Raw genomic sequence first — 14,030 nt, 5'->3', positions numbered from 1 at the left:
CGGTGTTGATCAAATCAGTCGATTACCAATCCCCTCACGACCCCTCCACGCAAGCAAACCCACCCAAATACCCCTCCAGCGCCGCGCGAAACGCGCTAATCCCCTTATACGCCGCGACCGCATCGGGCAGCACCGCCAACGCCGCCCGCAGCGAAGCCGCCGCGCTCGGCACAGCGGCCACCGTGCTCAACCGATGCTGATAGGTGCGGATGGTAAACAATATCGCCCCCGTCTGCGGCAACCGGCTCAGCGTCTGACGCTCAATGCGCATGGTGAGCAGCGCCCCGGCATTCGCCGCCGTGATCGTCTGACGCGGCGCATGATCGGCCTCGGGCTGAAACAAAGCAGCATCATCATGGATCGACCAATTCATCCGCGCAACCAGCCGCCCCGGCTTGAGCAAACCGAGAAACCGATCAACCGGCCCGCTTAACGCCGGCCCATAATCAGGCACCGGCGCATGAATCGCACTGAGCGGTTGGCCGATTTTATCGGCAAGCCGCCAGCGTGAGGGAAAACACAGCACCGCAGCCGCGAGCAGCGGGCAGGGGGCAGGGGCCAGCAAACAAATATCCTCAACCACCAATCGCCCCGCCACCTCCAGCGGATCATGATCGAGCCGATCCAGCGCCCATGTCTCGCCGGTCAAATGATTGGTCAGCACATTGTCGCACCGGCTGAACCACGCCGCACGGTCAGCGCATAAATGCGCAACCAGCACCGCCAGCGCCTCAGCACACATCGCGCCCGAACCAGGTGTGGCCGCCAACACCTCATCGCGCCGCGTTGCCAGCAAAATCCGCCGCTGCGCCATCTGATCCAGATATTGATCGTCAAAAGCCGTGAGCTGATCGAGCGGTCCCGCCATCAAGCCCATCGCCGGCCGGTACGCCCCCGCCTGAAACGGCAGATAAACCGGCGCAGGCGGAAGACCTTCACTCACCCCAATCACTCACCCCAAGCGCATGCGCCGCACCAGCCCCGGCTTTTCGCCCGCCGACACGGGCGGCTTGAGCAACGCCTCGACCGAGGCCCCGCGATGCACATGGCCATCACGGGTGAAATCCTCATGATTTTCCTCAATCGCCGCCAAATCATAGAGATAATTCACCATAATCCCGTAGGATTCCTGATAGCCACGCGGCGTCGGATTGGCCATCCAATTAATCCGCTCCAGCCGCGCCCCATTGCCCAAATGAAATTTCGCGACCGGATCAATCCGCCAATAGGCCGCCTTGCCGGTCAAATAGCGCGCACAAAGCTGTAACAAAATCGGCCGCAGCGCCGTCGCCTCAAGCTGCTCGGCATTCTGCGCGCCCGCCAGTGCCGCCCGCGTCGCCGCTTGCGTCGCCTGTTGCGTGTCGTCGGGCAGAATTTCGGCCAGCACCGCCGCGCCATGCGAGCCTTCCAGCCAGGCGCGAAATCCTGGCACTGGTGACAGGGTGGAGAAATAGCGCAAATTCGGCAATTCGTTGCGCAACTCCTCAACCACTTGCTTAATCAGCAAATTGCCAAACGAAATCCCGCGCAACCCGTCCTGACAATTGGAAATCGAGTAGAAAATCGCGGTGTCCGAAGCCGCCGCCCGCGCACGCTGTGCCGCGTCATCAGCATCGCGATCGAGCAAAGCCGTCACCGATCCGGCCAAGCCGTGCACCAGCGCCACTTCCACGAAAATCAACGGCTCACCCGGCAAGGCCGGATGAAAAAACCCAAAACAGCGCCGGTCGGCAGCCAAGCGGCGGCGCAAATCCTGCCAATCCTGAATTTCATGCACCGCCTCATAGGCGATCAATTTCTCCAAAATCGCTGCCGGTGTTTGCCAATCAATCCGGCGCAATTCCAAAAACCCACGATTAAACCAGGAGGAGAATAAATGCCGTAAATCCGCATCCAGCCGCTTTTGCGCCGGATTGGCGCTCCGCCGCGCCAGCACATCGCGCCGCAGCGCAATCAGCGCCGCCGTGCCGCCGGGTGCCATATTCATCCGCCGCAGCAATTCCTGCCGGGGCGGCTCGGCGGCTTCGGCCAGCAAAAAACTATTCTCCGCATTCGGCGCTTCTAAGTAGCGCGAAGAAGCCGCCCGCAGCGCCGCCGGATCAGGGACAAACCCATCGCCCAAATAGGTGCAGAACGCGCCAAGCTGCTCCGCGCTGAGCGAGGCCAGCACCGCGAGCAATTCCTGCGCAATCGCCGCGCCCGAAGCCTCGCCGCGCTCAGAAATCAACGACGCCGCCAATAATTTGGCATAATCGAGCGGATCAGGCCCGGCACTGCCCGGCACCGCACTCCGGCGCGTGCGCTCGGCAATCGCGGCAAAAACCCCCGCGAGCCATGCGCGCGTGCCCGGCCCGCGCCCTGCCGGAGCAAGATGAGGTCGATCAGGGGGCGAGGACAATGTCATGGCTTTGCTCCGGGCCGGTTCACCCAAAAGCTACCACAACGCGAAATCCAGGCGATAGGGCTATTTTGGCAAGCCCGGCCCTTGCGGCGGGCAATAGCCGAAACTAGCCGGCACGGTGGAAACCAGATGCAAAAATCCGCCAAACGGCCCCATATTCCCCATGGCCTCGAATTTCGGCCCTTTGAAATTCAACCGCCCAAACATCATCGCCGTCATCGGCGAGCCCATATGCAGCCAGTTTTGGGTGGTCGCCCACATCGAATAATCATGGCTATAATCAAGATGTTTGGCCGTCAGCGCCCCGCCATAAATACATTTAGCAAACCCGGCCTGATCCTGGATTTTCAGCTCGATCGGCGCGCTGATTTTGCAAATCGAGTCTGAAATCGTAATGATTTTATAGCCGTGGGCATCAACATTATGCGCCCAACCCCCGGCCAAACCTTTGGTCAATTGCGGGTCATGGTTCCATGCATCGCATAAATGCCCGGCCCATTGCGGTGACATAAACACCGGCTTGCCGGCATCGCCCCCAGCCACGCTGCCGCCCGGCGGCGCAGCCAGGGCCGTGCCGCTCAACAAAGCCAGCAGAACCAAACTATATTTTGATTTCATCATGACAAACGCTCCCGCCTTGGCAACCGGCGCACCGGCTGCGTGGTGAAGGCCCGATCAGCAAAAGGGTGCGGAACCATCCGCACCCTGTCGCCACTATCAGTTTAGAATAATCTCAACCCGCCGGTTTTGCGGCTCGCGCACACCCGGCCCGGTCGGCACCAGCAAATGCGTCTCGCCATAGCCTTTGATCTCGATGTCCTGTTTGGGCACACCATCGGTCACCAGCTTTGCCGCCACCGCATCCGCGCGCCGGAGCGACAATTTCTGGTTATAAGCCACCGTGCCGGAGGTGTCGGTATAGCCATTCACGTGCAACGCCGTCACTTGCGTGCTGCGCGAGGCTTGCGCCGCCTGCCCGATGATTTGATCCGCCCGTGGCGTCAAATTCGCCTTATTCCAGTCAAAAAACACAAGGTAGGTCCGTGCCGGCGCCGGGGCAGGGGTCGCCACCGGCATCGGCGCGGGTGCCACCGGTGCGGGCGGCGGCGGAGCAAAATGGTGCAAGAACCCAATACCCACCGAATTTTCCGACAATTTGACGCTATCAATCCCGCCACCCGGCAGCAGCGGGCTGGTCGCGCCCGAAACACTGTTCTGGAACGCATGGAACACCGTCAGCGTCACATCGTTTTGCGGCGTAAAATGATAGGTCAAACCAGCGGAAACCTGATTTTCCACCACACCCGGCGCCAGAATGTTAAACGTCACATTCTTCGATGTCACCGGATTGTCGGAATGGGCATAACCGGCCCGCAGCGTGAAGCGCGGATCGATTTTATAGGCAACACCGGCCTTATAGACATTGATATTGCGCCAGCCAAAGCCCGGCCCGTTATTCGCCCCGAGCGGCGCCTGATTGCTGCTCTGATTGCCAATCGAGGGCACATCCCCATAGAAAATCCGCTGGAAATCAGCCGCAACCATCAATTGCGGCGTAATCTTATAGGCCGCGCCGACCGAAAAACTCGCCGGCACATCAAAACCACCCGCCCCGGCAAACAGCCCAGCATATTTCTTGAACCGCTCCATATCGGCCTTGGGCGAATAGGTGCCACCCACCGAGAATTGCGGCGTCACCTGCCAAAACACCCCGACTTTCACGCCAATGCCGAGCGAGCCATCGCCACCGCGATTGGTCACCGCCGCCGGATCAGATGAATAACCCTCAAACGGCTGCAACCCATCGGCGGAGAACGTCTGATAAATAATCTGCGGCGAAACCGCGACGGCAAAAGTCGGCGTCACCCGATAAGCAATGCTCGGCGCCACGATCGCCTGCGTGAGATTAACCCCGAGATGACCCGGCCCGCACAGCAAATTGCCCGGCTGCAACTGCCCGGTCTGCGGATTGGGGCATTTCAGCGCCCCACCCGGATAATCGGTGTTCAAGCCGCCATTGCCATAAATGGTCAGCCCAAACGACCATTGATCATTGATATGCGTGTTGAAACCAATGTCCGGGATCAGGAAATTATCATCCTTGCTCACCGATGACCCGTTCAGCCCATACGCATTATCGATCCGGTTGGAACTGCGGATCGGATTGAAAAACGTCCCACCAATCGAGAAGCTCTCACCCGCGAACGCAATACTCGCCGGGTTATTCGCCCCGCCCATTGCGCCGGTCACCACGCCATCCGAGGCGCCGCCCATCGCGACTACTTTCTGCCCATAGCCGGTCTGAAAATAACCCGATGTCGCATGCGCGGTGCCAAACCCGAACCCCATCACCGCGGCCAGCCCGAGCATCAGACGTGTTTTATACCGCATCCCCATTCCTTCCCTAAACGTTTTTCATTCTGACCCAGCAATAAAGATTGCGTGATCCCGTTATATTCGTTCAATGGAACATTTTTCAGCGCCGATCAATAGTTTTTATGCAATTACCCGAATATTTTCATCCAGCCTGCTCTGGCCCCCCAATCTCCTCACGCTTCACCGCCTGCCACGCCGCCTCCATCGCCGCCAAATCCACCATCGCCGGCGCCAGCCCCTGCGCCGCCAAACGCTGCTCCACCGCGCGAAACCGCCGCTCGAACTTCGCATTCGCCCGCGAAAGCGCCGCCTCGCCATCGCAGCCCAGCTTGCGCGCCAAATTCACCATCACGAACAACATATCGCCCAGCTCATCTTCCAGCCGCGCCGGATCAGCGCCCGCCAACTCGGCGCGCAACTCCCGCGTTTCCTCATCCAATTTATCGAGCACGGCGTGCGCGTCCGGCCAATCAAACCCCACCCGCGCCGCCCGTCCGCTCAGTTTCTTCGCGCGGATCAAAGCGGGCAGGGTGCTCGCAATCCCATCGAGCGTCCCGCTCATCGCCTTCCCCGCCCGCTCGCGCTGCTTTTGCGCCTCCCAAGCCGCACTCTGCGCCGCCGCATCGCGCGCCGCCCCCGCGCCAAACACATGCGGATGCCGCCGGATCATCTTATCGGTAATACCCGCCGCCACACCGGCAAAATCAAACCAGCCGCGCTCCTCGGCCAGCCGCGCATGATACACCACCTGCAACAGCAAATCGCCCAACTCATCGCGCAGCGCCTCTGGATCACCGCTCCGAATCGCCTCGGCAACCTCATAGGCTTCCTCCACCGTATAGGGCGCGATGCTGGCAAAATCCTGCTGCAAATCCCACGGGCAGCCGCTCTGCGGGTCGCGCAGCCGCGCCATCACCGTGAGCAACGCCGCCATTATTGGGTCATCCATCACGCCACCCTCACATCAGTTTGATAGCCAAGTTTCAGAAACGCCCCTATATAGGCCAAAACAAGGAGCGAACCATGTTGATCCGCCACCCTCGCGATTGGGATTTGCCCGAATCCGCCGCCACCCCCGAAGCCCTGGCGCTGGATCGCCGCGCCGCCCTCGCCACCATGGGCGGTGCCGCCCTCGGCTTTGGCCTGATCGGCACCGCACAGGCCCAAGCCACCGCGCCCGCTGCGCAATCCTATTCGCCCCACGCCATGCGCTTTGATCCGGGCCGCCCGATCACGCCGGTCAAAGACGCCGAAACCTACAATAATTTCTACGAATTCGGCCTCTCCAAAGACATCTGGCGCGCCGCCCAAAAACTCCCCCTCGAACCCTGGACCATCCGCATCGATGGCCAGGTCGCCAAGCCCTTCACCATCAGCTTCGATGACCTGATGAAAAAGGTCAAAACCGAAACCCGTGTCTATCGCCATCGCTGCGTCGAAGCGTGGTCGCTGGTCGTCCCCTGGCAGGGCTTTGCCCTGAGCGATCTGGTCAAACTCGCCCAACCCACCGCCCGCGCCAAATATCTCAAATTCACCTCACTCGCCGATCATAAAGTCATGCCCGGCCTGAACATCCCGTTCTTCCCCTGGCCCTACCATGAAGGCCTGACCATGGAAGAGGCGATGAATGAACTCGCCTTCGTCGGCACCGGCATGTACCACCAGCCGATGCCCAAACAAGACGGCGCCCCGATCCGCTTGGTGCTCCCTTGGAAATACGGTTTCAAATCCGCCAAATCCCTGGTGCGCATCGAATTCGTGGAATCCCAGCCGAAAACCTTCTGGCAGCAAACCAGCCCGGACATGTACGGCTTTTGGGCCAATGTGAACCCAAAATTCCCCACCCTGCGCTGGAGCCAGGCGCGCGAGCGCGTGATCGGCACCGATCAAGTGATTCCCACCGTTATTTACAATGGCTACGCCAAATATGTCGCCTCGCTCTATGCCGGCATGCCGCAAAACAAAACCCTGTTCATGTGAGCGCGTCTAACTGGGCGTGAAATCCATCGCAATCCCGTTAATGCAATAGCGCAGCCCGCTCGGTCCCGGCCCATCATTGAACACATGGCCGAGATGGCTGCCGCAGCGCGCGCAATGCACCTCGGTGCGCACCATCCCGTGCGAACGATCGATCGTGCTCGCCACACTGCCCGCCACCGGCGCATCAAAACTCGGCCAGCCGGTGCCGCTTTCAAACTTGGTCGCCGTCTCAAACAACCGCGCGCCACACCCGGCACAGGAGAAGGCTCCCGCCCGCTTCTCGCTCAGCAGCGCGCAACTCCCCGGCGCCTCAGTGCCATGCCCGCGCATCACCCGATACTGATCCGCACTCAGCTTCGCCCGCCATTCCGCATCGCTCAATTGAAACGGATAATCCTGCTCAGCCATTTTTTGCTCCTCAATCTTACACCGCCCAATCTTATACCAATTGCAGCGCCCCGCGCCACACGCTATCGCAGAACCATGAGTGCGCCGGAAATCGAACGCCTGATCCAGCTCGTCGGTCGTCTCCCCGGCCTCGGCCCGCGCAGCGCCCGGCGCATTGTGCTGCGCCTGCTGAGCGATAAGGAACAAAGGCTGATCCCCCTGATCCAAGCGATGGCCGACGCCGCCACCAAAATCCAAAATTGCCACATCTGCGGCACCCTCGATGGCACCGACCCCTGCGCCATCTGCACCGACCCCACCCGCGAGCCGATCATCTGCGTGGTGGAGACCGTCGCCGATCTCTGGGCGCTCGAACGCGCGGGCCTGTTTCGCGGACGCTATCACGTGCTCGGCGGCCTGCTCTCGCCCATCGCCGGGCGCGGCCCCGATCAATTGCGCATCACCCCCTTGCTCGCCCGCCTCGCCGAAGCCCCGGAAATCATCCTCGCACTCCCCTCCACCGTCGAAGGCCAGGCCAGCGCCCATTACCTCGCCGAACGCCTCAAACCCATCGGCGTGCGCGTCACCCGCCTCGCCCAAGGAGTGCCCGTCGGCGGCGCCATCGACATCCTCGATGATGGCACCCTCGCCCTCGCTCTATCCGCCCGCCGAGAAGCTTAGAGCGTGATTGCTCCTCATCAATCGCGCCCTAGCCTTGGTTTGCCGATCAATTTCATTGGTTCCGCTCGGATCTGTCGATTCGAGCGAAACCAATATTGATCTAATGACCCTCATCCGTGGCACCGGGCGCGATCTGCGCGTCGATTTCTTCCGGGGCATCGCCCTGTTCTGCATTTTTCTCGACCATATCCCGCACGATACCCTCGCCCGCTTCACCGTGCGCAACCTCGCTCTGAACGATGCCACCGAAATCTTCATCCTGCTCGCAGGCTTCGCCGCCGCCCTGGTCTATGGCCGCAAACTTGATCGCGCGAACCCCCTCTCTGCGGGTGCCGACATGGCCAAGCGCGCCTGGACCCTCTACATCGCCCACATCTTCCTCGCCGTATTGTTCATCGCCCTGGTTTCCGCCCTCGCGGGCCAATTCCACCGCCCGCACTACCTCGCCGCCATCGGCCTGCAAGCCTTCATCGCCAATCCCCTCCGCGCCTCAATCCACCTCGTGCTCCTCACCTACCAACCGGCCTATCTCAACGTCCTGCCCCTCTATGTCGCCATCATGGTCGGCATCGCCCCGTTGCTCATTCTGCTCCGCCACCCCCGCACCCTCCTGCTCAGCAGCCTCGCCCTCTATACCGGCGCCCGCCTGTTCGGCTGGAACCTGCCCACCGCCACCGGCCATGGCTGGTTCTTCAACCCATTCACCTGGCAATTCCTGTTCGTGCTCGGCATGAGCTTCGCCCGCTACGGTCGCCCAAACCTCCCGCCCCGCAGCACCGATGCCCTGGCCATCGCCACCCTCGTCCTCGGCTTCGTCATCCTGCTCACCACCTGGATCGAACCCAGCCTCGCCCGCCACGTTCCCACCCTGATCGCGCCCCTCATCCGCAATATCGACAAATCCGGCCTGCACCCGTACCGCCTCGCCTCCATCCTCGCCCTCGCCTGGCTCGCCGCCCGCTATTTCCGCGCCGATCACCCGATCATGCGCAGTCGCGCCGCCGCCATCTTCATCCTGATCGGCCAATACGGGCTCAGCACCTATTGCGCGAGCATCCTGCTCTCCTTCATTGGCCGCGCCATCCTCGAAACCAATCAGGGCTGGCTCGCCCAACTCTTCGTCAACGCCGCCGGCCTGTCGCTCCTCTGGGCCATCGCCGCCCTCGGTGCCTGGTACAAACTCAAAGACAGCAAACCCAAGGAATCCGCGCCGAATGCCTAATCTGCACCGCGCCACCATCCTGATCCTATCGCTCCTCGCCGCCAGCGTCAGTCCCGGCCTCAGCGCCGCCGCCGCGCCAACCTGCCCGCCATCCCCGCGCCAAACCCTGCATCTGCCGGTGCTCAAAGCCGCCCTCGCCGCACACCGCCCGATCATCATCGCCGCCCTCGGCTCCTCCTCCACCGCCGGCGCCATGGCCAGCGACCCCGCCGATTCCTACCCCGCCGAACTCCAAGATGATCTGACCGAAGCCTTCCCCAGCGCCGAAATCAGCGTCATCAATCGCGGCATCAACGGCGAAGACGCCAAGCGCGAAGACCAACGCATGCAAAGCGACATCCTCTCGCTCCGCCCGCAACTCATCATCTGGCAAGTCGGCGCCAACGCCGCAGCAAGGGGCGAACCCCCCCAAATCTTCACCCGCCTCGTGCGCATCGGCCTGCACCGCCTCAAAGCCTCAGGCGCCGATATCATCCTGATGGATAACCAACGCTCCGATAAACTCCGCCGCCAGCCCGATAACACCCGCATCAACCAAGCCCTCGCCCACCTCGCCCAAGAATACCGCGTCAACCTATTCTCCCGCGACCACCTAATGCGCAGCTGGCCCCACCTCCACCACTTCCTCGCCCCCGACCACATGCACCTCAACGACCAAGGCTACGCCTGCACCGCCCAAGCCCTCGCCACCGCCATCCAAGCCGCGTCGTAACCAAGCAAAAGCCTGCTTTTTGAAAAAAGCAGCAAAAACTTTTCGCTCAATCAGAAGCGCATTCAGCGCCTTATCGAATCGCCTCGCGGCGCATTTGCCGGGGGGGTATATTTGATGACTTTCAAAACCCTGGGATAGCGAAACTGATCCTCGGTCAAATCAAAATAATCAAGAATTGACCGGTAAATCTCCTGCCGATCTGGCTCAGCAATTTGCCCAAACTTCACGCAATGAAACCGCTCCAGCCGCCTATGGATGTAGAATTTCCGCGTCACCGCTTTAAACGGATAAATTTGCTCCGCATCAGCGATCGGACATATATTAAAATGTGCCTCCATAAAGCATTGAAACAAAATTTTTATCGCGCGCTGCCGCCTTTTGTCCTCGGTCCATGACCGCTGATAAGGGATCGATCGCACCGCCAACGGCAGCCGTTCCGCCTCCGCCGCGAATGATGATCCAAAATACCGAATCACCCCCCGCCATAATTGAACCCGCATCCGAACCGGAATCTCATAAAACTTAACATCCGCATGCTCGTTCACCCAATTTATCAGCGGCGAAAAATGCGCACCCTCAATAGTAGGGTATGTCTCAAAGCAATAATTAACAGCCCTGCGCAGCGCTTCAGGCTCCAAATGATCTGAAAATACCATGGAAACATACATCATGATTGTCGAATCACGCGGATCAAGCCGAATATCTTGAACCGGCACCGGCAAAGCACTGATCCTGCCCGCCGCACCCCCCTGAAATTTAGCCAGAAACTCATTGATAATCGTAAGAATTTTCATCTCTGCTCCTCATCGATGAAGACCATCCACCCAACCATCTTTCGGCCACCCCGTGCGCGCGCACAAATCAAAAACGCGCCGATCCGAGAATGACGCGCGAATAGGCTTCATGAGTCGCGCAACCGATCACCCGATGAGCTGCCAACCAAAATCACTAACCACAATCAGTCTTGCACGCTCCCGCCAAATTGGCCACCATCCCCCCAATCTCCAATTCGGACCGCACCATGCCCCCCTCAACACCATCAATCGCTTGACCCCAGCCCCCCAACGCAACCCGCGGATCGATCTCCTCCGAGGTATCGCGATCCTGATGGTGATGGTGCTCCATTTCAGCGATACGTACCAGCCCTGGAGCAGCGGCCCGCTCCACACTCTGCTCGGCGGCGCCGCCGTTTTTGCGCTCATCGGCTGGAGTAATTTTGGCGTGACAATGTTCTTTGTCATTTCGGGCTATCTGATCACCAGCAATTCCCTGGCCCGATACGGCGCGCTGAACCGAATTTCGCTCCGTTCTTTCTACGTCATGCGCTTTTCCAGACTCGAACCCTTATTGCTCATCGCCCTAACCATCATCGTCACCCTCGGCCTCACCGGCTTGGCCCCCTTCAAGCAACCCAACAAACCACTCATCGATGTTGTACTCGGCGCGTGGTCGGTGTTAACCTTCTGGCATAATATTCTGATGCAGCGTCTGGGTTATTTCAATTATTGCCTCAATATCTACTGGTCGCTATCGGTCGAGGATTTATTCTACCTGATCTTCCCGCTGGCCTGCATTCTGCTCCGCAAAACCTGGCTCATCGTTGCCCTGTGCATCATTCTCATCATCATCGGGCCGTATTACCGCGCCCACCATCTGCATAGCGACATCTTCTATCTCTACGCCAATCTCGCCTGTTTCGACGCAATCGCCATCGGCTGCCTCTGCGCCTTGCTCGCCCCACACCTAAAACTCTCCAACCGCGCCGCCCGCGCCCTGCGCATCATCGCCACACTCACACTCATTGAAGTCTGGCTGAACGGCTTTGGCGGAGATCGCAAAATCTACGCCTTCACCCTCCTCGCATTAGCAACGGCCGGAATCATTCTCGGTAGCCTGCCGGAGCCAACACCGCGCTGGACCCGCCAATTCCCCGCACAACCCATCCAATGGCTTGGCCGTCATAGCTACGAGCTTTATTTGTTTCACATCATCATCCTCGCCATCATGCGTGACATCGTGCCCGCCCAATCCATGAGCTATTGGCTGCAACTTCCCTGGCTCGCCCTCTTCCTAACCCTATCAGCCCTCGCCGCCCACCTCACCGCCCGCCATATCGGCGACCCAGCCAACCGCGCATTACGCCATCATCTCACGCCGCCCCAACCGCCTCGTAGGATCGGGTGCGCTTGAGCACCCCACCACCCTTCTGCGTGCCCATCAGCACCAACCCTTCGTGCCCCAATCGTGCGATCACTCGCTACCCTGACGACATCCCCAAACGCCCGTTGCTAAATTTCTGGTTCGAATTTACCTTTAAGCCACGTATACACGTCGAACTGGTCAGAACGGGGAGCCTTGCGCAGTTCTGAAATGATACGTTTTGCACTGGGCAACTCAGGGGTGGTATTCGAAGCGCCGGTATTACAAACCATGCAGACTGGCCGAAGATTCGATATTGTATCGTCGCCACCATGCGATTTGGCTTTGATATGGCCCATATGTAACACAGTGACTTTGCCATTCGCGGGGTTCGGTTCACCGGCGATGGCACCACAACTATAACAAACCGACCCATATAACTCCAAAACTCGCGCCCGCGTCTCTTTTGAAATTGCTCGTTCAGCGGCCTCCTTACGCTCCGCCGAAATCATCAAATACTGACCAGGCTTCAGGTCTGCCCGATCAGAGTGCGACAAAATTTGGTAACCTTGCTCATCGCGAAGCTCGCGCACCCGGCGCGCCCATTCGCTTCGATTATTGGCAATCGGCCGCAATTCATCCCTGTCCATCACCCGGCCGATATTTGCCAGAAAATGAGCTAACAAGCGCCTTTTTGCGCCATCAACCTTTGCCAACGGACTTCTCCCAATTTGTCTCTGCCAAACTATGGCAAATTCGGGAGGGCTTGCCGACTCTAAATCACTGATTTCGCCGGCTTTTACGAGGCTCGCCGTGCCGGGGTCGTCATCACCGCTTTCGGTCGCGCCAAAACCCGTTGAATTTGGGTGGCTACGGCACGAGCAACCGGTGGTGGAAACGCATTGCCAACCTGCCGATAGGCAATCGTCTTTTTGCCCGCAAACTGCCAATCATCGGGAAATCCCTGCAACCGAGCCACCATCCGGACGGTTAAACGGGGCATCCCAACAAAATCAGGATCAGGTGCGGCTTCGCCAATCGAAATACCATTCACCCCAAGTGTCGCCCAAGCCTTGCGCGCACGCGTCGGGCCAAGATCAGGGCCGCCATGCTTTTTCGATCCACCAACAATCGTTGGTGCAATCTCGCTCGCGCGCTCCCGCCAAGCCGGAGCGCCGCGCCAGCCATTCGCCGCCATGAGATCATAGAGCGTCTCGCCAACCGTGGGCGGATTATGGGCAGCAACCGCCGGCCATTCAAAATCACCCATCGCCCCCTTCTTGAGCGCAATAATCACCACACGCGGGCGCAACTGCGGAACTCCAAATTCCGAGGCATTCAGCAATCGCCACTCAGTATCGTAGCCTAACTTCTTCAATTGATCCTTCAAATAAACCCGGTAATCTTCAAACACTGCATCCAAAAATCCACGCACATTCTCAATCATGATGGCCCGCGGGCGGCACTCGTCAACAAGACGCAACGCCTCGGGAAATAAATTCCGCTCATCATTTTCGCCAAGCTGCTTCCCAGCGACTGAAAACGGTGGACAAGGCAACCCGCCGGCCAGCAAATCAATGCCCCGATACGGTCGGGCATCAAAATCAACCAAGCTTCGGCTCAATACATTCCACTCTGACCTATTGAACCGCAAAGTCTTGCAATAATCTTGCTCAATCTCGACAAGCGCCTCATGGCCGAATCCCGCTTGCTCCAGGCCCAGGGCCTGTCCACCAGCGCCAGCACACATCTCAACTGAACTCAGCATACCGCCCCCAACCTTCACCACACGCCGCACAGCATCATAACGCCGTGCCTACCAGATCAATACCGATTCGCACCCACCAAACCCCGTATTTGATGCATGCCCCCACGCTATACCCCCAATCCCTAATAGCCAATTAATTCTTGTGCTAATTTTCCCCTTTCGCACCCACCCCCTCTTATGCCATGTTAGCGAAATGGAGCAGGTCACTAACACCCTCGCACAGAGTCTCGCCGACCGCTTCACCGCGATCGCGCAGATGCTCCGCAAAACCCTCGGCGCCCCCGACTACGCCCGCTTTAATCTCACCCTCAAATGTTGGGGTGGACGGCCCTACGGCATCGGATGTGCCAAGATGGGGTCGGAC

General features: G+C 59.5%; 13 protein-coding genes and 2 pseudogenes. 5 read left to right on the top strand and 10 right to left on the bottom strand.

Features of this window, described 5'->3' with window-relative positions:
- Window positions 1-34 precede the first annotated feature (34 nt).
- The 6 genes and pseudogenes from ACYUCQ_RS10610 to mazG all read right to left on the bottom strand — a co-directional run bounded on the left by ACYUCQ_RS10610 (window position 35) and on the right by mazG (window position 5,726).
- Entirely contained in the window at window positions 35-943 is a 909-nt protein-coding gene (locus ACYUCQ_RS10610; protein ID WP_460254501.1) for a heme-dependent oxidative N-demethylase family protein, read from the bottom strand.
- A gap of 9 nt (window positions 944-952) precedes the next feature.
- Complete coding sequence (locus ACYUCQ_RS10605) at window positions 953-2,404, bottom strand: malonyl-CoA decarboxylase domain-containing protein (protein WP_460254500.1); 1,452 nt, start codon at window positions 2,402-2,404, stop codon at window positions 953-955.
- A gap of 60 nt (window positions 2,405-2,464) precedes the next feature.
- Window positions 2,465-3,022, bottom strand: coding sequence for an SCP2 sterol-binding domain-containing protein (locus tag ACYUCQ_RS10600; protein WP_460254499.1), 558 nt, complete (start codon window positions 3,020-3,022; stop codon window positions 2,465-2,467).
- Between the two features lie 96 nt (window positions 3,023-3,118).
- A pseudogene (locus tag ACYUCQ_RS10595) lies at window positions 3,119-3,541 on the bottom strand (OmpA family protein); the annotation flags it as partial.
- Window positions 3,542-3,628: 87 nt separating this feature from the next.
- Window positions 3,629-4,639: pseudogene (locus tag ACYUCQ_RS10590) on the bottom strand (OmpP1/FadL family transporter); the annotation flags it as partial.
- Window positions 4,640-4,919: 280 nt separating this feature from the next.
- Entirely contained in the window at window positions 4,920-5,726 is an 807-nt protein-coding gene (mazG, locus tag ACYUCQ_RS10585) for a nucleoside triphosphate pyrophosphohydrolase (RefSeq protein WP_460254498.1), read from the bottom strand.
- Window positions 5,727-5,800: 74 nt separating this feature from the next.
- On the opposite strand from mazG, the gene msrP reads away from it, so the two are divergent.
- The gene (msrP, locus tag ACYUCQ_RS10580; protein ID WP_460254497.1) at window positions 5,801-6,757 is read left to right on the top strand and encodes a protein-methionine-sulfoxide reductase catalytic subunit MsrP; all 957 of its coding nucleotides are present in this window, start codon (window positions 5,801-5,803) and stop codon (window positions 6,755-6,757) included.
- A 6-nt stretch (window positions 6,758-6,763) separates the two neighbouring features.
- Here the strand turns inward: msrP and msrB are convergent, their stop codons facing one another.
- Window positions 6,764-7,165 (bottom strand): peptide-methionine (R)-S-oxide reductase MsrB, encoded by a 402-nt coding sequence (gene msrB / locus ACYUCQ_RS10575; RefSeq protein WP_460254496.1) that lies wholly within the window; start codon window positions 7,163-7,165, stop codon window positions 6,764-6,766.
- A 75-nt stretch (window positions 7,166-7,240) separates the two neighbouring features.
- Here msrB and recR point away from each other — a divergent pair, with 75 nt between their 5' ends.
- From recR to ACYUCQ_RS10560, 3 genes are all read left to right on the top strand, one after another.
- Window positions 7,241-7,825, top strand: coding sequence for a recombination mediator RecR (recR, locus tag ACYUCQ_RS10570; RefSeq protein ID WP_460254495.1), 585 nt, complete (start codon window positions 7,241-7,243; stop codon window positions 7,823-7,825).
- Between the two features lie 103 nt (window positions 7,826-7,928).
- Window positions 7,929-9,047, top strand: a complete 1,119-nt coding sequence (locus tag ACYUCQ_RS10565) for an OpgC family protein (RefSeq protein ID WP_460254494.1) — start codon at window positions 7,929-7,931, stop codon at window positions 9,045-9,047.
- On the top strand, window positions 9,040-9,759 hold the full coding sequence (locus tag ACYUCQ_RS10560; RefSeq protein WP_460254493.1) for an SGNH/GDSL hydrolase family protein: 720 nt from the start codon (window positions 9,040-9,042) through the stop codon (window positions 9,757-9,759). Before ACYUCQ_RS10565 ends, ACYUCQ_RS10560 begins: the two co-directional genes overlap by 8 nt.
- Window positions 9,760-9,821: 62 nt before the next feature.
- Here ACYUCQ_RS10560 and ACYUCQ_RS10555 read toward each other — a convergent pair whose 3' ends face one another.
- A complete protein-coding gene (locus ACYUCQ_RS10555; protein ID WP_460254492.1) occupies window positions 9,822-10,553 on the bottom strand; it encodes a hypothetical protein in 732 nt (243 codons plus the stop codon).
- 109 nt (window positions 10,554-10,662) lie between these two features.
- Here ACYUCQ_RS10555 and ACYUCQ_RS10550 point away from each other — a divergent pair, with 109 nt between their 5' ends.
- Window positions 10,663-11,949, top strand: a complete 1,287-nt coding sequence (locus ACYUCQ_RS10550; RefSeq protein ID WP_460254491.1) for an acyltransferase family protein — start codon at window positions 10,663-10,665, stop codon at window positions 11,947-11,949.
- A gap of 98 nt (window positions 11,950-12,047) precedes the next feature.
- Here ACYUCQ_RS10550 and ACYUCQ_RS10545 read toward each other — a convergent pair whose 3' ends face one another.
- Complete coding sequence (locus ACYUCQ_RS10545; protein WP_460254490.1) at window positions 12,048-12,614, bottom strand: HNH endonuclease; 567 nt, start codon at window positions 12,612-12,614, stop codon at window positions 12,048-12,050.
- Window positions 12,615-12,697: 83 nt separating this feature from the next.
- On the bottom strand, window positions 12,698-13,648 hold the full coding sequence (locus tag ACYUCQ_RS10540; protein ID WP_460254640.1) for a DNA cytosine methyltransferase: 951 nt from the start codon (window positions 13,646-13,648) through the stop codon (window positions 12,698-12,700).
- Between the last annotated feature and the right edge of the window lie 382 nt (window positions 13,649-14,030).

The sequence above is a fragment of the Acidiphilium sp. MT5 genome (genome assembly GCF_054767495.1).
This window is presented reverse-complemented; position numbering and strand designations above follow the sequence as displayed.